A 22,695-nucleotide genomic window follows, 5' to 3' on the forward strand; every position below is an offset into this window, starting at 1 on the left:
GTCCGGGCCGAACCGCTGGACCCCGGAGCAACGAACCCGCGACGACCGCTCGGCACGGTCACGACCCGCCCGGCACCGCCGGACGGGCACGACGACGGCGGGAGGCCGACGTGCGGCACCCCGACCCGGACCGGCTGGCGCTCGCCGCGCTGCCCTCGCACAGCGTGGATGCGCAGGTGGAGCGCCACCTGGCACGCTGCCCGCTGTGCCGCGCGCACGTCGAGGAGCTGCGGCGCACGGTCGACCTCGCCGCGTCCGGCGGGGCCGCCGCCGACGACGAGCCGCCGCCCGACCGCATCTGGACCGCGATCACGGGCGAGCTCGGCCACGGACCGCGGCCGCGACGGTGGGCTCCTCCCGTCGCGGCCGCCCTGGTCGCGCTGCTCGTGGGGTTCGCGGCCGGGCGGTGGGTCGACGACGAGCCGTCCGCCGGACGTCCGCTGGCCGTGCTCGCCGCCGTCGACGGGACGGGCGCGACCGGCTCGGCGTCGCTGGTGGAGCGCGACGGCGTGCGCGCGATCGTGGTGCACGTGCAGGGCGTCGTGGCCGCACCCGAGGACGACTACCTCGAGGCGTGGCTGACCGACGGCCTCGGCGTCCGGATGCTCTCCCTCGGCGCCCTGGCCCGCGACGGCGGCGGCTACGACGGCGAGTTCACCGTCCCGTCGGACCTGCCGATGGGGGTGTTCCCGACACTGGAGGTGTCGGCCGAGCGGTTCGACGGCGTCGCCGCGCACTCGCGCGACAGCCTGCTGCGCGGCCCCGTGCGCTGAGGGCGTCCGCGCGGATCCCTGCTTGGATCACCGGGTGGATGCCGCCGTCACCGATGCCCTCCGGACCGCCCTCACCCGCCACCGCTACACCACCGACGCCGTGCGCGACCTGCTCGGCGCGGGCGCGCACGCGGCGCTGGGCCGGGGCGAGGTCGAGCCCGCGCACCGGGCCGCGCGCGACGCGGGCGAGCTGGGCGTGCTGGTGCGGCTGCTGCTGCTCGGGGCCGTCGAACCGGACGCCGCGGTGGCCGCCGCGCTCGCGCCCCTGTCCCCCGCCGACGCCGCCACGGCCGGGCTGCTGCGGGCCGTCGACGGCGGGTGGGCGGCGGCACTCGACCTGCGCCCCTACGGCGTCGACGACCCCGACGACCCCGCGGAGTGGTGGGTGCTGTCGGACCTCGACGCGCGCCGCCAGGAGCGCGACCACGTCACCGGCGTCGGCGGGGCGTCGCTGACGCTGGCCTCGGCCACCGACCGCCGCCCCGTCGGGACCCTGCTCGACCTCGGCACCGGCTGCGGTGTGCAGGCGCTGCACGCCACCCGGCACGCCCGCGCCGTCACCGCCACCGACGTGGCGCCGCGCGCGCTCGCGCTGGCCCGGGCCACGTTCGCGCTCAACGGGCTCGACGTCGAGCTGCTGGACGGGCCGTGGCTCGAACCCGTCGCCGGGCGCCGGTTCGACCGGATCGTCTCCAACCCGCCGTTCGTGCCCGGCCCCGCGCGCGTCGACTACGTCTACCGCGACTCCGGCCGCGCCGGCGACGAGGCGCTCGCCGCGCTGGTGGCCGACCTGCCCGCGCACCTGGAGCCGGGCGGGGTGGCGCAGCTGCTCGGGTCGTGGCTGCACGTGCGCGGCGAGGACTGGCCCGACCGCGTCCGCTCGTGGCTCCCGCCCGGCGTCGACGCGTGGATCGTGCAGCGGGAGGTCGCCGACCCGGCGCTGCACGTCGGGACGTGGCAGCGCGACGCCGGGCTCGACCTCACCTCGCCCGCCGCCCGCGCGCAGGCCGGGGCGTGGCTGGACTGGATGGAGTCGGCCGACGTCGAGGCCGTCGGGTTCGGGTACCTGGTGCTGCGCCGCACCGACGGCGCGCCGGAGGTCGTGGTCGAGGACCTGCTCACCGAGGTGTCCGACCCGCTGGGCCCGGAGGTGGCCGGCTGGCTCGACCGCGTCGACTGGCTGCGCGCCCACGCCGCCGACGACGTCCTGCTCGGCGCCCGCCTCGCCGTGGCGCCCGGTGTGGTCCTGGAGAGCTGGTCGGAGCCGGGCGAGGAGGGCTGGACCGACGCCGGGTCGGCCGTCGCCCGGCTCGACGGCCCGCGCTGGCGGCACGAGGTCGACGCCCCCGCCGCTGCCCTGCTGGCCGGGTGCCGGGGCGCGCTGCCGCTCGACGAGCTGCTGGAGCTGCTGGCCTTCGCCCACGACCGGCCGGTCGGTGAGCTCGTCGCGGCCACCCTGCCCGCCGTGCGCGAGCTCGTGCGGCACGGGCTGCTGGTGCCGGCGTGAGGGCGGTGGCGGCGCGGGTCGCGCGGGCGTCGGTGACGGTCGACGGCGCGGTCGTCGGCTCGATCACCGGGCCCGGGCTGCTGGTCCTGCTCGGGGTGCACCGCGACGACACCCCTGCCGCCGTCCCGGTGATGGCCCGGAAGCTGCACGAGCTGCGGATCCTGTCCGGGGAGCGGTCGTGCGCGGAGCTCGGGGCGCCGTTGTTGGTCGTCAGCCAGTTCACGCTCTACGGCGACACGCGCAAGGGGCGTCGGCCGTCGTGGTCCTTCGCCGCTCCGCCCGGCGTTGCGGAGCCCCTGGTCGACGCCGTCGTGGCGGCGTTGCGGGAGCGGGGGGCGGTGGTGGAGACCGGGGTGTTCGGGGCGGAGATGGCGGTGGAATCGGTGAACGACGGGCCGTTCACGCTGCTCGTCGAGTCCTGACTCCCCCTCCCGGGCGAGTTTGCCGTTCCCGCTCGGCGAGTTCGCCGTTCCCGCCCGGCGAGTTTGCCTCCTGTTTTCGCTGCTCAAAGCCTATTTAACGAACGTATGTTCGAGTAGGATCAGGGCATGGCTCCGGGTCCACTTCTCGCTGATGCGCTCGACGAGCCGGCCTCGGTTGTCGCCACCGGGTCGGAGACTGAGCTCCTCTCGCTGTTGGCCCTGTGCGAGGGCGTCACCCGTCGCGTGGATGCGATCTCCACGTCCGCCATCGCCACGCTCGACGACCAGGGCGCTTTCCTCACCCGCGGCTATCGGTCCGCCGCCCGTGCGCTCTCGGATCTGCTGTCGTGGGACTACGTCGAGGCCCGCCGTCGTGCAGCCGTTGCCGTCGATGTCCACGCCCGGACCACGCTCGACGGGACGCCTCTGCCCGCTCGCCTGCCTTCTGCTGCGGCCGCCTTCGCTGCGGGGGAGATTGCGCTGCGGCACGTCGAAGTGATCGGGCGGATCCTGTCCACCGACGCCGCCGGCCGACTCTCACCCGAGCAGTGGGCCGGGGTCGAAGCCCAACCCGCCTCGGATGCCGCCCGCCTCAACCCTTCCGAGCTCCAGACCCTCGGCACCGCTTTGGTCGCGCTGCTCGACCAGGACGGCGCCGAACCCGACGACCACACCCCGGCCCCGGTCAACGAACTGCGCCTCACCCGCCACGCGTCCGGTGGGTCGATCAAGGGCCGGTTCGAGGACCCCGCCCTCTACGACGCCATCGCCGCGGTCATCGACGCCAAGTCGGCACCACTGACCGCGGACGACGACCGCCCCGCGCCGCAGCGCCAGGCCGAAGCCCTCGCCGACATCTGCGGGTACGTCCTCGACCACGGCGACCTCCCCGACACCGGCGGCCGCCGACCCCTGCTGACCGTGATCGTCCGGCTCGAGGACCTGGAGAACCGGGCCCGGTCGGCGATGCTGGAGTTCGGCGGCTCGCTGACACCGGCCGCGCTGCGGACGCTGGCCTGCGACGCCGGCGTCATCCCCGTGGTCATGAACGGCGCCGGACAACCCTCGACATCGGCCGCGCCACCCGCACCATCCCCGACGGCCTGCGCCGCGCGGTCACCGCCCGGGACCGCGGCTGCGCCCACCCCGGCTGCGACCGACCCCCTCCTGGTCGGAGGTCCACCACATCCACCACTGGGAACACGGCGGACCCACCGCCCTGCACAACCTGGTGATGCTGTGCAAGGCCCACCACCGCCAGATCCACCACACCGACTGGCAGGTCCGCATCCGGGACGGCCCGCCCGAGTTCCTGCCCCCGAAGTGGATCGACCCGCACCAGACACCGCGCCGCAAAGCCCTCGCCCACCCCGCAGCGGCCTGAACCCCGCCCAAGATCACCAAGAATGGTGCCAGGCGGTCATCGGTGACCGCCTCACACCACTCCTGACGATCATGACGCCCGCGCGCCCCGAACCCCGGCCCACTCCGCCCTATCCCACTCCGCCCTGCCCCACTCCGCCCTGCCCCGCTCCGCCCGGCGCCCGCCCTGCCCCGCCCCCCTGCCCCGCCCTGCCCTGATCCCGCCCTGCCCTGATCCCGCCGATCAAGGGCAGATGGTCGCTAGTGGATCACCCACCACGGCCATCTCCCCTCGATCACCGGGCGGGGCGGGAGCCGGCGGCGACGACGGCGGGACCGCGCCGGGCGGGGGTGCGCCGGACAGGCCGCGCCGGGCCGGGGTGCGCCGGGCCGGGTGAGCTGCACCAAGCCAGGCCGGACGGGCGATGGCCAGGCCGAGCCGGACGGGGGCGAGCTGCGCGGTGCCCACCGCGAGCCGGGCCGGGGCGAGGGCCAGGGCCGACCGGGCCGAGCAAGGGCCGAACCGGGCCGAACCTCCCCAGCTCCTCCTCCACCTGACCACCCAACCAACAGAACCTCACCCGGGGAACCTCTCCGAGCGAGGCCGGGTCCGGGCAGCGCCCGGCCCCCGGAGGGAACCGGCCCGCCAGGGCCGGCGCAGGAGAACCGACGCACGGGCACACCGGACCCGGGGAACCAGAAAGGTCTCTCCTCGCGTCGGCGCCCACAGAACCCGCTCGGGTTCCGGCGGTGGTCCAGGCAAGGCGACCGCGCAGCGGCCGCAGGGCCTGGACCACCGCCGGGTTCCCGAGCAACCGTCCCAGCGCCGACGCGAGGAGAGACCCCACCCGGCAGCCCGCCGACCGCGCACCCCCCGCAGCGCCGCGAGGAGAGACCCCGCCGCTCGGCGAACACCCGACAGTTCAGGACTCGTCGTCCACGAAGCTCCGGTAGACCGACAGCAGCGCCGCCCGTTGCGCCGGAGTCAGGCGCGGGTCGCGGGCGATGACGTCCTCCGTCGACTCCGGGTCCGGCGTCGGGCCCGCGTCACGCCAGCCGGCCTGGATCAGCAACTGCTCCGTCGAGAGCTGCAAGGCGTCGGCGATCGAGTGCAGCACCTTGAGCGAGGGCTGGTGCAGCCCCCGCTCGACCTGGCTCAGGTAGGCGTTCGAGACGCTCGTCATGGCGGCCATCTCGCGCAGCGACAGCTTCGCCAGCTGCCGCTGCGCACGGATGAACCGGCCCAGCGCGTTGATCGACCACGAGCCCGACGGTTCGGGCTGCTCTGCCGCACTCATGCCCGCATCATGACGGCTCGCGCCTCAGGTTCCCAAGACGTAGCTCCCCGGCGCGGCCTGCAGGACCGGGTAGGAGTCGCTGCCGAGCCGGGGCGGGTCGGTCTTCTCGCCGGCGCGCTCGCCGATCCACGGCGACCAGTCCTCCCACCAGCTCGCGCGGTGCTCACCGGCGTCGTCGCGCCAGTCGTCGGCGCTCTCGGGGAGGTCGGCGCCCTCGCCGAACCAGTGCTTCGACTTCGGCGACGGCGGGTTGACCACACCCGCGATGTGCCCGGAGTTCGACAGCACGAACCGGACGGTGCCGCCCAGGTGGCGCAGTCCCTTGTAGACCGAGCGCCACGGCGCGATGTGGTCGGCCTCCGCGCTGACGACGTACGCGTCCTGCGTGACCGCGCCCAGGTCCAGCCGCTCCCCCGCGAGCTCCATCTTGCCCTCGACGAGCTGGTTGTCGAGGTAGAGGTTGCGCAGGTACTCGGTCTGCATCGCGGCCGGCATGCGGGTGGAGTCGGCGTTCCACGCGAGCATGTCGAACGGCGCGGGCTCCTCGCCGAGCAGCCAGTCGTTGATGACGTAGTTCCACACGAGGTCGGTGGCGCGCAGCAGGTCGAACGTGGTCTTCATGCTGCTCGCGGGCAGGTAGCCGGTGCGGCGCATCGTGTGCTCGAGCCGGTTGACCGTGGTCTCGTCGGTGAAGACGCCGAGCCGGCCGGGCTCGCTGAAGTCGAGCAGCGTGTTCATCAGCGTGATCGAGTTGATCCGCTGGTCGCCGCGCGCGGCCAGCCAGGCGGCGGTGGCCGCGGCGAGGGTGCCGCCCAGGCACAGGGCCGCGACGTTGACCTTGTCGGAGCCGGTGATGTCCTGCACCACGTCGAGCGCGGCGAGCGGGCCGTCCTGCATGTAGTCGGCCATCACGACGTCGCGCATGCTCTCGTCGGGGTTGCGGTAGGAGATGACGAACACGGTGTGCCCGTGCTGCACCGCCCACTCGACGAGGCTCTTCTGCGGCGCGAGATCCATGATGTAGTACTTGTTGATCCACGGCGGCGAGAGCAGCAGCGGGATCTCGTGCACCTGCTCGGTCTGCGGCTTGTACTGGATGAGCTCCATCAACCGGTTGCGGTGCACCACGACGCCGGGCGTCGCGGCGAGGTCCTTGCCCACCTCGAACTCGCCGGGCGTGGTCTGGCGCGGCATGCCGCCACCGCCGACGACGTCGCGCAGCAGGTTGCGGCCCCCGCGGAACAGGCTCTGACCGCCGGTCTCGAACGCCTTCTTCACCATCGTCGGGTTCGACCACGGCCAGTTGACCGGGGACGTGGCCTCGACGGCCTGCTGGACCAGGAAGTCGATCTTCCGGCGGGAGACGGGCGGCAGCTCGACGCCCTGCGCGACGGCCGCCAGGTACTCCGCGAACAGCGCGTGCTGCTGACGCAGCAGGTAGTAGTAGGCGTTGCCCTCCCACGCCGGGTCGGCGTAGCGGCGGTCCTTGTCGGGCAGCGGCGCCGGTCCGGCGCCGTGGCCGCCGACGCTGCGGGCGAGCGCGGCCAGCGCGGCCCGGCCCGAGCCCGCGGCCAGCCCGGCGGTGCGGCGCGCCACCGGCAGCGGGTGCGACAGCAGTCCCTTCGCGACGTCGCCGAGCGCCCCGCCGAACGCCACGGGGTCGATCCGGGCGGCCAGTGCACCGGGGTCGAGCAGGTCGCGCACGCCGTCCACCACCCCCGATGCGGTCCGCTGCAGCGTGCTGGTCGGGTCGCTCGTTCGGGTCACGGCAACTCCTTCGTCGTCGATGTCGGTGCTCGTGGCACGAGGGGACTACCCCAGGGTGACGGCTTACCCACGGGTAGACATAACTGCTGGTCACAGGTCACGTGCGAGCGTGGTCACGTGCCTGCTTGGTATCCCGATCGCTACCTCCGGGTAGGCCAGCGGTTGCGTCACATGCCTAACGCCACTTACCGTCCGGTAACGACGGCGACGCTGCCGTCCCGCACCCGGGAGCCCGTCATGACCGCACCCACTTCCACCGGAATCGGTGACGCCCTGCGCCACCTCGCGGCCTACAACGCCACCGCGGCGGCCCGCACGACCGTCGAGCTCACGCGCTCGGCGGGCAACCTGTGGCTCGACGCCGTGACCCGCCCCCGGACCCCGCTGGCGAACCTCGCCCGCGGCGCGCTGTGGTGGAGCACGATGGCCGACCGCCGCGAGCCCCGCTGGCACCGGGACAACACGATCACGCTGTCGACGCCGTTCGCACACCTGCGGGACTTCACCGCACCCGCCGACGTCGACGACGACGTCGTGCCGACCCTGGTGCTACCGCCCCAGGCCGGCCACTCGAGCCACGTCATCGACTTCTCGCCGCGCCAGAGCCAGCTCGCCGTGCTCGCGGCCGCCGGGCTGACGAAGCTGTACGCGCTGGAGTGGCGCGCGGCCACCACCGCCACCCGCGACGTCGGCGTCACCGACTACCTCGACCTCATCGACCGGTCGGTCCGGCGCATGGGCGGGCGCGCCAACCTCGTCGGCGACTGCCAGGGCGGCTGGCTGGCCGCGATCTACGCGGCCCTGCACCCCGAGCGCGTCCACACCCTGACCCTCGCGGGCGCGCCCATCGACTTCCACGCCGGCGAGTCGGTGATCGCCTCGTCGACCCGCGCGATGACCGGCGCCCTGGGACTCGCCCCTACCGCGCGCTGGTGCGCATGGGCGGGGGCAACATGCCCGGCGGTGCGGTGCTCGCCAACTTCATCGCGATCCAGCCGCAGTCGGAGGTGTCGCGGCAGCTGCAGCTCCTGGAGAACATCGACGACGCCGCGCACGTCGAGCGCTACCGCGTGTTCGAGGACTGGTTCAAGCACACCCAGGACATCCCCGGCGCGTTCTACCTGTGGCTCGTCGAGCACCTGTTCCACGGCAACGAGCTGATCTCGGGCGACCTCGTCGTCGACGGCCGCCGCGCCGACCTCGCCAACATCACGTGCCCGCTGTTCCTGCTGGCCGGGTCGACCGACCACATCACGCCGCCCGCGCAGCTGTTCGCCGCGGCCGACGCCGTCGGCACCCCGGCCGCGCAGGTCACGCGCCGCACGGCGACCGGCGGGCACCTGGGGCTGTTCATGGGCCGCGACGCCCTGCGCGACGACTGGCCCCCGCTCATGGAGGCCGTCTACGCCCTGTCCGCCCCGGGAGCCCCGCGCCGCGAGCGCGCGGGCGCGGTGGCCGACCCCGGCGACACGCCCCGCCTCCCGGCCCCGTGACCGGGGCCGCATCGCTGAGGATGCGCTGAGGGTGCACGAGAGCGCGCCCGGAGTCGGGAACGATTCCCGGCACGGGCGCGTTCAACTGCGTGAGAGCCCCGGCGACGACGGACCACAGATCCGTGTCGCCCGGGCCGCGCAGGGGAGGAAGACACCATGACAGCGCCCACGAAGGCCCGCCCGGCCACCGCCGGCCGCACCGTCCCGAGCCAGCGTACCGGCTCCCGCACCGTCGCCGACTCCGCCGAGCCGGTGGCGTCGGTGTTCGCCTCGGCGGCGCCCGGGGAGCGCCCCGAGATGTCCGCCGAGGACCTCGATGCGCAGAGCCCCGCGGCCGACCTCGTCCGCGTCTACCTCAACGGCATCGGCAAGACGGCGCTGCTCACCGCGGCGCAGGAGGTCGACCTGGCCAAGCGCATCGAGGCCGGCGTGTTCGCCAAGCACGTGCTCGACAGCGCCGAGACGCCGCTGGAGAAGCAGTACGCCGCCGACCTGCGCGCGATCGTGCGCGACGGCGAGCGCGCCCGCAACCACCTGCTCGAGGCCAACCTGCGGCTGGTCGTCTCGCTGGCCAAGCGCTACACCGGCCGCGGGATGCCGCTGCTCGACCTCATCCAGGAGGGCAACCTGGGGCTGATCCGCGCGGTCGAGAAGTTCGACTACGCCAAGGGCTTCAAGTTCTCGACCTACGCCACCTGGTGGATCCGGCAGGCGATCACGCGCGGCATGGCCGACCAGGCCCGCACGATCCGGCTGCCCGTGCACCTCGTCGAGCAGGTCAACAAGCTGGCCCGGATCAAGCGCGACCTGCACCAGAAGCTGGGCCGCGACGCCACCCACGAGGAGCTCGCGGAGGAGTCCGGCATCCCCGAGGGCAAGATCGCCGACCTGCTCGACCACGCGCGCGACCCGGTGAGCCTCGACATGCCGGTGGGGTCCGAGGAGGAGGCGCCGCTGGGCGACTTCATCGAGGACGGCGAGGCCACCGACGCCGAGACCACGGTGATCTCGCACCTGCTGCACGACGACCTGCGGCGCGTGCTCTCCACGCTGGAGGACCGCGAGCAGCACGTCATCCGCATGCGCTACGGCCTCGACGACGGCCAGCCGCGCACGCTCGACCAGATCGGCCGCCGCTTCGGGCTCTCCCGCGAGCGCGTCCGCCAGATCGAGCGCGAGGTCATGGCCAAGCTGCGGATCGGCGAGCGCGCCGACCGCCTGCGGGCCTACGCCAGCTGAGCACGCCGATCGACACCGGCACCGACCGCCGCGAGACCGACCGCCCGGGCACCGACCGCCTGGGCATCGGGCTCGCGGCGGTCGCGCGTCCGGCGTACATCACGTCCGGGCGCGCGACCGACCTCGGCGACCACCGCGACGTCGACGCCCTGCGCGCCCGCACCCACGCCGTGCTCGACGCGGCGTGGGCGGCGGGCGTCCGCTACGTCGACGTGGCCCGGTCCTACGGCCGCGCGGAGGAGTTCGTCGCCTCGTGGCGCGCGGCGCACCCCGACCGTGCCGTGCGCGTCGGGTCGAAGTGGGGCTACCGCTACGTCGGCGAGTGGCGCCTCGACGCCGACGTGCACGAGGTGAAGGACCACTCGCTCGCCGCGTTCACCGCGCAGTGGGCGCAGACGCGGGCCGTGCTCGGCGTCCCCGCGATCTACCACGTGCACTCCGCCACGCTCGAGACCGGCGTGCTCGCCGACGCCCCGCTGCACGGCGCGCTGGCGGGCCTGCGGGAGCAGGGCGTGCGCGTCGGCGTCTCGACGTCCGGGCCGGCCCAGGCCGACGCGGTGCGGCGCGCGCTGGAGGTCGTCGTCGACGGGGAGCCGCTGTTCACCTCGGTCCAGTCGACGTGGAACGTCCTGGAGCCCTCGCCCGGGCCCGCGCTCGCCGAGGCGCACGCGGCGGGCGCGCTGGTGATCGTCAAGGAACCGGTGGCCAACGGCCGGCTCGCGCCCGTGCCCGACGCCGACCCGCGGGCCGCGGCACTCGCGCAGCGGGCCGGTGTGCCGCTGGACCGGCTCGCGATCGCCGCCGCTCTCGCGCAGCCGTGGGCCGGGCTGGTGCTCTCGGGGGCCGTCGACGCCCGGCAGGTGGCGAGCAACGTCGCCGCCCTGTCGGTCCCGGGTGACGTGCTCGACGTGCCGGCCGAGGACCCCGCCGCCTACTGGGCGGCCCGCTCGGCGCGGGCGTGGAGCTGAGGGAGAACCCTGACCGGCGCCGCCCGTCGGGCTCCCCTGAGCACGGGCGGCGCCGGTCGACGGCATGTCTACTCCCCCGACGGCCCAGGCGCCGCACGCCGCGCCGAGCCGAACTGGAGTTCACTCCACCGTGCGGTGATCAGCGCCTGAGCAGCACCGACGGACTCAGCCGAGGTCGCCCGGGTCGGCCGTGACGCCGTACCGGCCGCGGTAGAACAGCAGCGGCATGCGGGCGGGATCGGCGCCCAGGTCCTGGACGTGCCCGATCGCGATGGTGTGGTCGCCGCCGTCGTGCTCGCCCCAGAGGGTGCAGTCGACCCAGGCGCTGACGCCCTCGAGCAGCGGAGCCCCCGACGGGCCCGGTCGCCAGGCGACGCCCGCGAACTTGTCGGTGCCCGACCGGGCGAACCCGGCCGAGATCTCCTGGTGGTCGGCGGCGAGGACGTTGACGCAGAACGCGCCGACCTCGCGGATCCGCGGCCACGTCGTCGACGAGCGCGCCGGGGCGAAGCTCACCAGCGGCGGGTCCAGGGACAGCGAGGAGAAGGACTGGCACGTGAAGCCCAGCGGACCGTCCGGTCCGGCGGCGGTGATCACGACGATCCCGGACACGAAGTGTCCGAGCACGTCGCGCATGACCGCGGGCGAGACCGGTCCCGGAGGCGCACTCATGGGCCGAGCCTAACCACGGAGCCCGCTCCTGGGGAGGTGTGACGGCGATCATCACGTCACGCGCGGGCCCCGGACGCAGAAAACGCCCGAGCCGGGCCGCGAATCGCGGCCCGGCACGGGCTCCCCGGTCGAACTAACGGGGACAGGAGTCCCCGGCGCGAGGTCAGTCCTCGAAGTTCGCCTGGTTCACGCTGTCGTCGTTCACGCACGCGGCGGCACCGTCGGCGTCGGCGTCGGCTCCGCCGGCGCCCAGGATCCCGAGGATGTTGCCGATGCCCGCGGCGACGGGGATCGCCGGGCAGACGTTGACGTCGTTGAGGGCGTTGACGTCGCCCACGTTGACGAGGCCGGTCTGGGCGCTGTCGCGGTCGTTGTCGACGCGGTTGACCTGGCGGTCACCGTCGCTGTCGCCGTGTCCGTCCCAGCCGCCCTTGTCGCCGGCGAAGGCGAGCGGGCTCACCGCGAGCAGACCCGCGGCGGTTGCGGCAACCAGGATGCCAGCCTTCTTCAGCACAGTACTTCTCCTGTCGAGTGATCCGAATGCCAGCCTGTGAGGGGGAGCCTCGCTGACATGGAGAACGCTATCCGGATTCACCCGCAGCACCGCTATCAACTACCACTATCGGATGACCACAAATACTCGACGTGAGGATATTGCTCTTTTACGGGCGTCCGCAGCTCCCGAGTTCCCCCCAGGTCACCGCGTTACCGTCACGCTCTGCAAGATCACATCACCCGATCGTCCGAACATCGGATCCCGGAACTACGCACCGTGATCCACCCCCCGAACGGGCATCACCCGTCACCCGCTCCGAAGGACCCCGAAAAGGGCGTTGACGGCCCGGAATCACCATGCGTCGACGATCCGCGCACTGTTTCGTGGGGGATCGGGTGCGTGAGGTCGAGGGCGGCGGGGTGATGGCTGTCGAGCGGGCGCTGGTGGTCGTCGGGACCGTCGCGACACGGTCGGGGTGCGGGGGTGTGGTGGCGCACTCCGGGTGATCACCGCTGACCCACCGGCCCTGATCGCCGAGACTGTCGCGTCAGGGTCGCGGCGGGGCCGCGAGGTCGCACTCCCGGCGCACACCATCAGCCCTTGATCGGCGAGACCGTCGCGTCACGGTCGCGGCGAGGGCCGGCACGTCGCACTTCCGGCGGTCGCCATCCACCACGAGCTCTTGATCGCCGAGACCGTCGCGCCACGGTCGCGGCGAGGGCCGCCACGTCGCACTTCCGGCGGTCACCGCACACCAGCCGACCCGTGATCACTGGTCACGGTCGTCTCCCCCCACCCTTCCCGCGCGCTGAACATGCTCTCGCGCGCCCCCGGGGCCGCGCAGGAGCCGGAAACGCGCGCGACAGGCGGGAACGCGCGCGGCAGGCGGGAACGCGCGCGGGAAGCCGGCGGTCCCGCTCACCCGGCCGACATCCGCGCAGGCCGCTCTTGATCGCCAGGACCGACACGCCACGGTTGCGACGAGGGCCGCCACGTCGCACTCCCGGCGATCACCGCGGACCATCAGCCCTTGATCGGCGAGACCGTCCCACCACGGCCGCGGCGAGGACCGCAAGGTCGCGCTCCCGGCGATCATCGCGAACCATCAGCCCTTGATCGACGAAACCGGCGCGTCACGGTCGGGGCGAGGGCCGCCACGTCACACTCCCGGCGATCACCGCACACCAGCCGACCCGTGATCACCGATCACGGGTCGGCTCGCCCGCACTCCCGCGCGCCGAACATGCTCCCGCGCGCCCCCGGGGACGCGCAGGAGCCAGAAACGTGCGCGGCAGGCGGGAACGCGCGCGGGAAGGCCGTCGGTCCCGCTCACCCGGCCGACGTCAGCGCAGGCCGCTCTTGATCGCCAGGACCGTCACGTCACGGTTGCGGCGAGGACCGCCACGTCACACTCCCCCGCGATCACCGCGAACCACGTGCCCTTGATCGCCGAGACCGCCACACCAGAGTCGCGGCGAGGACCGTGGCGTCGCACTTCCGGCGATCATGGACGCGGGCCGGCCGCCGGAAGTGCAGCGATCAGCCGGTCCGCCGCGTCCGCGGGTCGACGGTGTCGGCCAGCAGGGGGGCCTGCAGCGCCGCCCACGGCGACAGCTCCCCACCCGCGGCGGCGTCGAGGAACCGCTCCCAACCCCACCACTCCCAGGTCTCGACCTCGTCGGGGCGGGGGTCGGGGTCGCCGTCGAGCGAGCAGACGAACACGGGGCAGAACTCGTGCTCCTCCACCCCGTTCACGTCCGACGCGCGGTAGGAGAAGTCGGGCAGCACCAGGCGCAGGTCGTGGGCGCGGACGCCGAGCTCGTGCTCGAGGCGCCGGTGCACGGCGTCGGCCATGTCCTCCCCCGGCGCCGGGTGCCCGCAGCAGGTGCCGGTCCAGACCAGGGGGAACGCGCGCTTGCCGCGGGCGCGCCGGGTGACCAGCACGCGGCCGGCCGCGTCGAAGCCGTAGCAGGAGAACGCCAGGTGGCGGGGGGTGCGGCGGCCGTGCACGGTGGCCTTCTCGGCGACGCCCACCGGGCGCCCCGCGTCGTCGACGAGCACGACCTGCTCGGGAGTGGGCACCACGTCAGCCTGCCATCCGTCGTGCGATCCCGCGAAGCAGCGCGGCCTGGCCCACGTGCTGCAGGTCGTCGTTGAGCACGCTCACCAGCCGGACCCCCACGGTGACGGGCGGATCCCAGTCCTCGTCGACGACGCGGTCGAGGTCGGTGTCGGTCAGGGTGCGCAGGTGCTCCCCCGTGCGGTCGAGGACGGCGTCGAGGTAGCCGGTGAGGAGGTCGGCCGAGCCGGGGCGCACCGCGGCGACGTCGGCGGCGTCCTGGCCGTAGCCGATCTCGCCGTCGTCGAACGGGAGCGCGAACCGCTCCGCCCACCCGTCGCGCGTCCACACCTGCGGGCTCCCGGCGACGCCCGCCACGTGGTCGTCCTGCACGCGGGCCAGGTGCCAGAGCAGCCAGGCGACGGTGTTGGCCTCCGGGTCGGCGCGCCAGGTGAGCTGGTCGGGGGTCAGGTCCGCCACGGCGGCGTGCGCGCTCTCGCGCAGGCGCGAGAACCCGTCTGCCAGGACGTCGATGCCGTTCATGTCCCCACTGTGCCCGCGACGGGCCGGTCTAAAGCGGGCCGCGGCTGTCGCGCACCCACGCCGCGATCGCGACCCGCGACGGGCGGTCGAGCTTGCGCATGATGTGGCTGACGTGGTTCTCGACGGTGCGCTCCGACAGCGTCAGCCGCTGCGCGATGGCCCGGTTGGCGAGGCCGTCGGCGACCAGCGCCGCGATCTCGGTCTCCCGGGGCGAGAGCGGACCGCGGCTCGGGCCGCGCTGCGGGGCGAGCGCCGCGACCTGCGCCACCAGCGGCGCCATGCCCAGCCGGGCGGCCAGCGCGGCGGCCGCCTCCGCGTGGACGCCCGACCCGGCACCGCCGAGCCGGGCGAGCTCCAGGTGCGCCTGCGCGACGTGCGGGAGGGCGTGGGTCCGCTCGGCGGCCCGCAGCGCGGCCGTCAGGTGCGACCGGGCCTGCGCCGTGCGCCCGAGCAGTGCCGCGAGCCGGCCGAGCGGCAGCGCCACCGGGCCCTCGTTCGGCGCGTCGGCGCCGGCCACCACGAACAGGTCGGCCCAGGGCGCCAGCTCGTCGTACACCTCGGCCGCGGTCTGCGCGTCGCCGAGCAGGACGGCCAGCGCGGCGTGCCCGACGCCGGCGATCAACCACTCCGGCGACTCGCGGGGCACCTCGCGCACGTGCGGCGCGATCGCCCGCCACAGCTCGCGCGCCTCGTCGAGGCGGCCCAGCGCGGCGAGGACCTGCGCGTGCCACGCCCGCGCCATGTAGGGCAGGTCGTCGACGGCGGCGCGCACCTCGCTCTCGACGTCGTCGAGCCCCTCCCCGGTCAGCACCGCCAGGTGCGAGGCCACCACCAGCGCGACGAAGCCGGACTCCCCGGCGACGAGCGCCCGCGCGTCGGCGAACCGCCCGTCGGCCATGAGCAGGCAGGCGCGCGTCAGGGCGAGGCGCGGGCGCCAGCCCGGTACCCGTCCCCCGTCGACGACGGCCGCGAGCGCGGCCACCTCCGCGTCCTGCTCCCACCGCCGCCCGCTCTGCCCGAGCGCCTCGATCCGCCAGGCGAGGCCGGTCGCGGTGTACTCGTCCGAGCCGGACGCGTGCCCCAGCGCCACCACCTCGTCGGCGATGCGGAGCCGCCGCTCCACGTGGGCGACGTGCCGGCACTGCGCGTGCTCGGCGTGCAGCGCCAGGAACCGGGCGTCCGGGTCCCCGTCCGGGGTCTCGACGGGGACGGACGGACGGCCCCACGGGCTGCGGGTCGCCTCCAGCTGGGCGGTGACCCGGGCGCGGCGCACCGGGTCGGCGTCGCCCCGGGCCTCGCGGTCGGCCAGCGCGGCCAGCGCCTCGACGCAGAGCCGGTGGATGCGCCCGGCCAGCGGTGAGGGCCCCACGTCGCGGACGACCGTGGCGGCGTCGGCGAGCGCGGCGGCGTCGCCCGACGCGCGGGCCAGCCCGGCGGCCTCGGCGCACGCCTCCCACGCCTGCCCCGTCCGGCCCTCCCGGAAGTGGGACGCGGCCAGCGCCAGCAGCGCGGCGAGCCGGTCGTCGGCGGCGCGCGTCTCCACGCGCCCACGCTAGACCGGCGAGGGGGACGCCGGGATGAGTACCCGGATGAGTACCCGTACCGATGCCTGCGGCGGGCCGTCGTCCCTACCGTCCCCGGCCATGGACACCGCACCCGCCGTCGCCCGGCGGCACCCCCCGACCAGGACCCGCACCGCCGGGCTGGTCCTGCTGTGGGGAGGGATCGTCGGGGTCGTGCAGGCCGTCGTCATGCTGGCCGTGCCGGCCGTCGTGGGCCCCGACCGCTACAGCTTCCCCTTCACCCCCGGCGGCTACGCCATCGCCCAGACCACGTTCGCGCTGCAGCACGTGGCGCTCGTCGTCGGGGTGGCCGTGCTCGCCCCGATGGCCGCGACGGCGGTGACGCGGTGGGCCCTGCACGGCGCGACCGCCGGGTTGGTGCTGCTCACGGTCATGGAGCTGGTCGCGATCACCGCGGCGGGCTCGTCGGTGAGCGACCCGCAGGCCGAGCTCGTCAACTCCCTGTACGGCATCCCGACGATCCTCACCGGGCTCGGGCTGCTGGTCGGCGGGTTCGGGCTCGCCCGGGGCGCGCTGCGGTGGGTCACCGTCGGCCTCGGCGCCTACGTCTTCGTGGTCCTGCTCCCGGCGATCGTCGCCCCCTACGCCGCGGGCCGGGTGGCCATCGGCGTCTGGTTGCTGCTGTTCGGCGTCCTCGGCGCGCTGCTGGCCCGGGGCGAGCGGTGACGGCCCCCCTCCCGCCGTTCCAGGGCCTCTCGCACCTGGCGCTGTCGGTGGTCGACGTGCCCGCGGCCATCGCGTTCTGGGTCGGGGTGTTCGGCTTCGAGGTACTGACCGACACCCCGTCGCTGGGCCTCGTGGTGCACCGCCCGACGCGCGTCGCGATCGCCCTGACCAGCAACAACGGCAGCACCGCCGGCACCTTCGACGAGCGGCACCCCGGCCTCGACCACCTCGCGATCGCCGTGCCCGGCGTCGACGACCTGCACGACTGGCACGCCCGCCTCACCGGGCTCGGGGTGCCGTGCTCGCCGGTCACCGACTCCGGGTCGGGCCACCACCTCAACCTGCGCGCCCCCGACGGCGTGCCGGTCGAGCTCTACGTGATCGACGCCGCGACCGTCGCCGCCCTGGGCCTGGCCGACGCCGGGGAGGCGTTCGCGGGGTCGCGCTGAGCCGACGGCCTCAGGACAGGTGCATCGGCTGCGGGTGGTCCTTCTCCCCCGCGTCGTCGGACACGCCCTCCTGGCTGCCGGTGCCGTCCGCCGGGCCCGCCGAGCGGGTGAGCGAGATGATCACCGACTTCGACGCCGGCTGGTGGCTGCCCTCGGCGGTGTGGTCGAGCGGCACGAGCGGGTTGGTCTCCGGGTAGTAGGCCGCCGCCGTGCCGCGCGGGGTGTCGTAGGCGACGATCCGGAAGTCGCGGGCGCAGCGCTCGACGTCGTCGTCGTCCCAGCGGGTGGTGAGGTCGACGTGGTCGCCGTCGTCGAAGCCCAGGGCGGCGATGTCCTCGCGGTGCAGGAACACGACGCGCCGCCCGCCCTCGATGCCGCGGTAGCGGTCGGACAGCCCGTAGATCGTGGTGTTGAACTGGTCGTGGCTGCGCAGCGTCTGCAGCAGCAGGTGCCCGTCGGGGACGTGCAGCACCTCCACCGGCGACACCGCGAACTCCGCCGACCCGGACTCGGTCGGGAACGTCCGGGTGTCGCGCGGGGGGTGCGGCAGGACGAACCCGCCGGGCCGCCGGGCGTTGACCTCGTAGCTCTCGCAGCCCGGGACGACCCGCGCGATGTGCTCGCGGATCCGGCGGTAGTCCTGGCGCATCGCGGCCCAGTCGATGCCGTGGCGGTCGCCGATCGTCGCCTCCGCGATGCCGGTGATGATCGCGACCTCCGAGCGCAGGTGCGGGCTCGCCGGCGGCAGCGGGCCGCGCGAGGAGTGCACCGAGCACGTCGAGTCCTCGACCGAGATCCACTGCGGCCCCGTGGCCTGCACGTCCTTCTCGGTGCGCCCGAGGGTGGGCAGGATCAGCGCGGTCTCCCCGCACACCAGGTGGCTGCGGTTGATCTTCGTGGAGATCTGGACGGTGAGCCGGGTCGAGCGCAGCGCGGCCGCGGTGACGTCGGTGTCGGGCGTCGCCTGGGCGAAGTTGCCGCCCAGCCCGACGAACACCCGGACCTTCCCGTCGCGCATCGCCCGCACCGAGTCGACGGTGTCGAGCCCGTGCTCGCGCGGCGGGTCGAAGCCGAACTCCTCCTGGACGGAGTCGAGGAACGAGTCGGGCACCCGCTCCCAGATGCCCATCGTGCGGTCGCCCTGCACGTTGGAGTGCCCGCGGACGGGGAACAGCCCCGCGCCCGGGCGCCCGATGCCGCCCTGGGCCAGCGCCAGGTTGGTGATCTCCTTGATCGTCGCGACCCCGTTGCGGTGCTGGGTGATGCCCATCGCCCAGCAGAAGACGGTGGAGCCGGAGTCGCGCAGCATCTGCGCGGCCTCGGTGATCTGCTCGCGCGTGAGGCCCGTCGAGGCGACGACGTCGGCCCAGTCGAGGTCGGCCACGTGGGCCTTCCAGGCGTCGAAGCCGGTGGTGTGGCGGTCGATGAAGTCGTGGTCCAGCGCGTCCCACTCGACGAGCAGCGCGCCCATCGCCTGGAACAGCGCGAGGTCGCCGTTGACGCGGATCGGCAGGTGCAGGTCCGACAGCACCGTGCCCGGCCCGACGACGCCCTTGGGCCGCTGCGGGTTCTTGAAGCGGGTGAGCCCGGCCTCGCGCAGCGGGTTGATCGTCAGGATCTTCGCGCCGCGGTCCTTCGCCATCTCGAGGTGGGTGAGCATCCGCGGGTGGTTCGTGCCGGGGTTCTGGCCGGCGATGACGATCAGGTCGGCGGTCTCCAGGTCGCTCATCACGACGCTGGCCTTGCCGATGCCGATCGACTCCTGCAGCGCGATCGACGTCGACTCGTGGCACATGTTCGAGCAGTCCGGCAGGTTGTTCGTGCCGAAGGCGCGCGCGAAGAGCTGGTAGGCGAACGCGACCTCGTTCGACGCCCGGCCGGAGGTGTAGAAGGTGGCCTCGTCGGGGCTGTCCAGGGCGCGCAGCTCGTCGCCGATCAGGGCGAAGGCGTCGCTCCAGTCGATGGCGCGGTAGTGCGTGTCGCCCGGCCGCTTGACCATGGGGTGGGTGATCCGGCCCTGCTGCCCGAGCCAGTACTCCGAGCGCGCGTCCAGCTCGGCGATGCTGTGGCGGGCGAAGAAGTCCGGCGTTGCGCGGTCGGTCGTGGCCTCCTCGGCCACGGCCTTCGCGCCGTTCTCGCAGAACTCGGCGACCGACCGGTGCCCCGGGTCGGGGTCGGGCCACGCGCAGCTCATGCAGTCGAAGCCCTCGGCCTGGTTGAGCTTCAGCAGCGTGCGGGCCGTGCGCGAGGGACCCATGCGCTCGAGCGACCGCTTCATCGAGACCGCGACGCCGGTGGCGCCGGCGGCCCAGTCCTCGGGTTCGCCCACGCGCAGGTCCGATTCGTCGTAGTCCGTCGTCCTGCGCTCGGCATGATCCATGCAGCGGGACTACCCGATCACGCGTCGAGGAATGCCGAGACGACCTCGTTGAAGCGCGCCGGGTTCTCCAAGAACGGGAAGTGCGAGCTCGCCTCGTCGACGGGGAAGACGTAGAGCTGCGCCCCGGGGACCTGCTCGGCGATGTAGCGCTGCGAGCTCGGGCTGACGTGGCTGCCGTCGCATCCGACGACGAGGGTGGGCACGTCGATGCGCGGCAGGACGTCGCGCCAGTCCTGCGCGCAGTGGTCGAACAGCAGCGGGACGGCCGCGCGCGGCGGGATCTGCCCCAGCTCCGAGACGACGAAGTCCCACACCGCGGGGTCGGTGTCGCCGCTGAACATGCCGCGCACGAACGCCGTCGTCGCCTTCTCCGACTCCTCGCCCGCCAGGCTGTCGGCGAGCCCGACGAGCGCGGCGACGTCGAAGATCGCGCCGCTCTCCTGCTGCTCCTGCGTCGACATCCACGGCACGGCCGCGACGGCGGCGGGCTGGTCGACCGCCACGAACCGGCGGATCCGGCCGCTGCCGAACTGGTCGAGGTAGCTCCACCACACCGACACGCCCATCGACCAGCCCAGGACGTCGGCCTCGTCGACGCCCAGGTGGTCGAGGAACTCCTGCACGTCGCGGGCCAGGCGGGCGATCCGGTAGCCGTGGTGCGGCTTGGCGGAGCGGCCGTGGCCGCGCTGGTCGAGGGTCACGACGCGGCGGTCCGGCGCGAGATCGGCGAGCTGGTGGCGGAACATCGCCTGGGTCTGGCCCCAGCCGTGCAGCATCACCAGCGGGACGCCGGTGCCCGCCGGGTCGGTGTCCTCGTAGGCGAGCTCGACGCCGTCGCGGGTCGTGAAGGTGGGCATGTCCACTCCTGTGGGGATCGTGGTTCAGACGGCGCGGGCGTGCAGCCCGCCGTCGACGGGCAGCAGCGCGCCCGTCACGTAGGCGGCCTCGTCGGAGGCGAGGAAGAGCGCGGCGTGCGCGACGTCGTACGCCGTGCCCATCGCGCCGGTGGGGCTCAGGGCGTCGCGCCGAGCGCGGACGTCCGCGGGGTCGTCGGCGCCGGCGAGCTGCTGGTAGACCAGCGGGGTGTCGATCAGGCCGGCGAGGATCGCGTTGACCCGCACCCGCCCCGCGTACTCCACGGCGAGGCTGCGCGTGAGCTGGTTGACCGCGGCCTTCGCGGCCGCGTAGCCCGGGTAGGGGTAGCCGGTCCAGCGGATCGACGCCGTCGAGGAGACGGTGACGATGCAGCCGCGGCGCCGCGCGAGGTGCGGCAGCGCGGCGCGGGCGCTGAGGAAGACGCTGTCGAGGTTGACGGTGACGGCCGCGCGCCACTCGTCGAGCGTCAGGTCCTCGATGCCGCCGAGGCGGGCGACGCCCACGTTGTTGTGGACGACGTCGAGGCCGCCGTGCTCGCGGACGGTGCGGGCGACGGCGTCCTCGACCTGCTCGGGCGAGGTCGCGTCGGCGACGACGGCGCAGGCGCGGCCCCCGGCCTCCCGGACCGCGTCGACGGTGCGCTCGGCCGCACCGGCGTCCCGGTCGACGACGACCACGCGGGCGCCGTGGGCCGCGAACGTCGTGGCGGTGGCGAAGCCGATGCCGGTGGTGCCCGGGGGTCCGCCGGCGTTGTGGCCGCCGCCGAAGACCAGGGCGGTGCGGCCGTCGAGCCTGCCCATCGCGCCTCCCTCCGCCGCTTCCGGTGCCGGTGCTGTCGACGGCAGCGTGCTCCGCGTCACGCCCGCGCCGCGACCGCGATCCGTAGCGAGTCTCGCGATCCGGCGTGCTCGTTCTGTCGAAGAGCGCAGGTGGGACGTAGGTCAGCGCTCGGGGCGCAGCGCCTCCAGGCGCAGCCCCAGGTGCAGGACGAGCCGGTCGCGGCCGTCGGAGAGGTCCATGCCGGTGATCTCCTCGATGCGGCGCAGCCGGTGGTAGAGCGAGGTCCGGTGCAGCATCAGCGCCTTCGCCGTGCGGGGGGCGGAGCCGGCGTGGTCGAGGTAGGCGGCGAGGGTCTCGCGGAGCCGGTCGCCGGAGTCGTGGGCGGCCAGGGCGCGCAGGGCGCGGGCCGCCGGGGCGTCGGGCGGCAGGTCGTCGGGCAGGCAGAGCAGGGTCGCGAGCTCGCGCAGGCCCTCCCAGACGGCGACGCCGGCCGGGTCGCGGCGGGCGGCGCGCACCGCCACCTCGGCCTGGCGCGCCGACTGCCAGGCCGCGCCCGCGTCCACCGCTCCCCCGACGCCGACCGCCACCCGCGCGGCCGGCCCGAGCGCCCGGCACACCGCGTCGCGCAGCGCGGCGGCGTCGGCGGTGAGCCGGTCGGGGTCGGCGGCGGGACGGACGCGGACCGCGCGGGGGCCGTCGACCGCGCCCGTGCCCCGCCCGGCCGTGCCGCGCAGCACGACCTCACCCAGGGCGACCTCGGCCAGCGCCGCGTCGGTCGGGTCGCCGTGCCCCGCCACCTCGACGGCGACGACCACGCATCGTGCCGGCAGGACCGTCCCGAGCTCGGCGACGGCGGCGTCGCGGGCGTCCGGGTCGGCGCCGAGCAGGGCACGGACGGCGCGCTCCCGCCCGGCGCGGCCCGCGGCGGCCGACGCGGCGCGGGCGGCGAGCAGCGCGGCGACGGCCCCCGCGGCGTCGGCGACCAGCGCCCGCTCCCGGTCGGTGACGCTGCCGTCGGCGTCGATCACCATGAGCGTGCCGAGGTACTCCCCGCGCACCCGCAGCGGCGCGCAGAGCCGGGGCAGCAGGCCGAGTGCGGGGGCGCCGGGCACCGTCGCGGGGGCGGTCCAGCGGGCGACGCCGTGCCCGAGGACGTGGGCGCGGACCTCGTCGCCGGGGTCGCGCTGGAGGATCGCCCGGATCCGCACGGGGTCGGCGTCGCCGAAGTGGCGGCTGGTGCACAGCGGGCGGACGAGCGGGTCGTTGACGACGACCGAGCGCCCCAGCTCCTCGGCCAGCTCGTCGACGAGGACCTGCACCTCGTCGGCCGCCCCGGACCAGCCCGTCATGCCCCCACCTCCC

At 74.6% G+C, this 22,695-nt stretch carries 21 protein-coding genes; 9 read left to right on the plus strand and 12 right to left on the minus strand.

Features of this window, described 5'->3' with window-relative positions:
• The first annotated feature begins 110 nt into the window (after positions 1-110).
• The 4 genes from HOP40_RS29080 to HOP40_RS36925 all read left to right on the plus strand — a co-directional run bounded on the left by HOP40_RS29080 (position 111) and on the right by HOP40_RS36925 (position 4,283).
• Positions 111-773, plus strand: a complete 663-nt coding sequence (locus tag HOP40_RS29080) for an anti-sigma factor (RefSeq protein WP_172164772.1) — start codon at positions 111-113, stop codon at positions 771-773.
• Between the two features lie 34 nt (positions 774-807).
• Positions 808-2,280, plus strand: coding sequence for a DUF7782 domain-containing protein (locus tag HOP40_RS29085; protein WP_172164777.1), 1,473 nt, complete (start codon positions 808-810; stop codon positions 2,278-2,280).
• Entirely contained in the window at positions 2,277-2,702 is a 426-nt protein-coding gene (gene dtd / locus HOP40_RS29090) for a D-aminoacyl-tRNA deacylase (RefSeq protein WP_172164780.1), read from the plus strand. The genes HOP40_RS29085 and dtd overlap by 4 nt, the downstream gene beginning before the upstream one ends.
• 126 nt (positions 2,703-2,828) lie before the next feature.
• On the plus strand, positions 2,829-4,283 hold the full coding sequence (locus HOP40_RS36925; RefSeq protein ID WP_172164783.1) for a DUF222 domain-containing protein: 1,455 nt from the start codon (positions 2,829-2,831) through the stop codon (positions 4,281-4,283).
• Positions 4,284-4,987: 704 nt separating this feature from the next.
• Here HOP40_RS36925 and HOP40_RS29100 read toward each other — a convergent pair.
• The 3 genes from HOP40_RS29100 to HOP40_RS36175 form a co-directional block, all read right to left on the minus strand.
• Positions 4,988-5,362 carry a helix-turn-helix domain-containing protein gene (locus HOP40_RS29100; RefSeq protein ID WP_172164786.1) on the minus strand — a complete coding sequence of 125 codons (375 nt, stop codon included), beginning with the start codon at positions 5,360-5,362 and terminating at the stop codon, positions 4,988-4,990.
• A 24-nt stretch (positions 5,363-5,386) separates the two neighbouring features.
• Positions 5,387-7,129: a PHA/PHB synthase family protein gene (locus HOP40_RS29105; RefSeq protein WP_240157346.1), complete on the minus strand. Its 1,743-nt coding sequence runs from the start codon at positions 7,127-7,129 to the stop codon at positions 5,387-5,389.
• A 290-nt stretch (positions 7,130-7,419) separates the two neighbouring features.
• Positions 7,420-7,827 (minus strand): hypothetical protein, encoded by a 408-nt coding sequence (locus tag HOP40_RS36175; RefSeq protein ID WP_240157347.1) that lies wholly within the window; start codon positions 7,825-7,827, stop codon positions 7,420-7,422.
• 255 nt (positions 7,828-8,082) lie between these two features.
• Between HOP40_RS36175 and HOP40_RS29115 the strand changes: the two genes are divergently transcribed.
• From HOP40_RS29115 to HOP40_RS29125, 3 genes are all read left to right on the plus strand, one after another.
• A complete protein-coding gene (locus tag HOP40_RS29115) occupies positions 8,083-8,622 on the plus strand; it encodes a DUF3141 domain-containing protein (RefSeq protein WP_240157844.1) in 540 nt (179 codons plus the stop codon).
• A gap of 297 nt (positions 8,623-8,919) precedes the next feature.
• Positions 8,920-9,861 (plus strand): sigma-70 family RNA polymerase sigma factor, encoded by a 942-nt coding sequence (locus HOP40_RS29120; protein ID WP_172169437.1) that lies wholly within the window; start codon positions 8,920-8,922, stop codon positions 9,859-9,861.
• Positions 9,862-9,869: 8 nt separating this feature from the next.
• Entirely contained in the window at positions 9,870-10,829 is a 960-nt protein-coding gene (locus tag HOP40_RS29125; protein ID WP_172169440.1) for an aldo/keto reductase, read from the plus strand.
• Positions 10,830-10,994: 165 nt separating this feature from the next.
• On the opposite strand, the gene HOP40_RS29130 is transcribed toward HOP40_RS29125, so the two are convergent.
• The 5 genes from HOP40_RS29130 to HOP40_RS36180 all read right to left on the minus strand — a co-directional run bounded on the left by HOP40_RS29130 (position 10,995) and on the right by HOP40_RS36180 (position 16,142).
• Entirely contained in the window at positions 10,995-11,501 is a 507-nt protein-coding gene (locus tag HOP40_RS29130) for a flavin reductase family protein (RefSeq protein WP_205346961.1), read from the minus strand.
• A gap of 163 nt (positions 11,502-11,664) precedes the next feature.
• A complete protein-coding gene (locus HOP40_RS29135) occupies positions 11,665-12,015 on the minus strand; it encodes a hypothetical protein (protein WP_172164792.1) in 351 nt (116 codons plus the stop codon).
• A gap of 1,521 nt (positions 12,016-13,536) precedes the next feature.
• Positions 13,537-14,079 (minus strand): isopentenyl-diphosphate Delta-isomerase, encoded by a 543-nt coding sequence (gene idi / locus HOP40_RS29140; RefSeq protein WP_172164795.1) that lies wholly within the window; start codon positions 14,077-14,079, stop codon positions 13,537-13,539.
• A 4-nt stretch (positions 14,080-14,083) separates the two neighbouring features.
• The gene (locus HOP40_RS29145) at positions 14,084-14,599 is read right to left on the minus strand and encodes a mycothiol transferase (protein ID WP_172164798.1); all 516 of its coding nucleotides are present in this window, start codon (positions 14,597-14,599) and stop codon (positions 14,084-14,086) included.
• A gap of 28 nt (positions 14,600-14,627) precedes the next feature.
• Positions 14,628-16,142 (minus strand): helix-turn-helix transcriptional regulator, encoded by a 1,515-nt coding sequence (locus HOP40_RS36180; RefSeq protein WP_172164801.1) that lies wholly within the window; start codon positions 16,140-16,142, stop codon positions 14,628-14,630.
• Positions 16,143-16,242: 100 nt separating this feature from the next.
• Here HOP40_RS36180 and HOP40_RS29155 point away from each other — a divergent pair, with 100 nt between their 5' ends.
• Positions 16,243-16,848, plus strand: coding sequence for a hypothetical protein (locus HOP40_RS29155; protein WP_172164804.1), 606 nt, complete (start codon positions 16,243-16,245; stop codon positions 16,846-16,848).
• On the plus strand, positions 16,845-17,297 hold the full coding sequence (locus tag HOP40_RS29160) for a VOC family protein (protein ID WP_172164807.1): 453 nt from the start codon (positions 16,845-16,847) through the stop codon (positions 17,295-17,297). Before HOP40_RS29155 ends, HOP40_RS29160 begins: the two co-directional genes overlap by 4 nt.
• A gap of 10 nt (positions 17,298-17,307) precedes the next feature.
• Here the strand turns inward: HOP40_RS29160 and HOP40_RS29165 are convergent, their stop codons facing one another.
• From HOP40_RS29165 to HOP40_RS29180, 4 genes are all read right to left on the minus strand, one after another.
• Positions 17,308-19,677: an FdhF/YdeP family oxidoreductase gene (locus tag HOP40_RS29165; protein WP_172164810.1), complete on the minus strand. Its 2,370-nt coding sequence runs from the start codon at positions 19,675-19,677 to the stop codon at positions 17,308-17,310.
• 17 nt (positions 19,678-19,694) lie between these two features.
• Positions 19,695-20,534, minus strand: coding sequence for an alpha/beta fold hydrolase (locus tag HOP40_RS29170; RefSeq protein WP_172164813.1), 840 nt, complete (start codon positions 20,532-20,534; stop codon positions 19,695-19,697).
• A 24-nt stretch (positions 20,535-20,558) separates the two neighbouring features.
• Positions 20,559-21,353, minus strand: a complete 795-nt coding sequence (locus HOP40_RS29175; protein ID WP_172164816.1) for an SDR family NAD(P)-dependent oxidoreductase — start codon at positions 21,351-21,353, stop codon at positions 20,559-20,561.
• A 141-nt stretch (positions 21,354-21,494) separates the two neighbouring features.
• Positions 21,495-22,682 (minus strand): PucR family transcriptional regulator, encoded by a 1,188-nt coding sequence (locus tag HOP40_RS29180; RefSeq protein WP_172164819.1) that lies wholly within the window; start codon positions 22,680-22,682, stop codon positions 21,495-21,497.
• Between the last annotated feature and the right edge of the window lie 13 nt (positions 22,683-22,695).

This window comes from Pseudonocardia broussonetiae, from assembly GCF_013155125.1.
Classification (GTDB): domain Bacteria; phylum Actinomycetota; class Actinomycetes; order Mycobacteriales; family Pseudonocardiaceae; genus Pseudonocardia; species Pseudonocardia broussonetiae.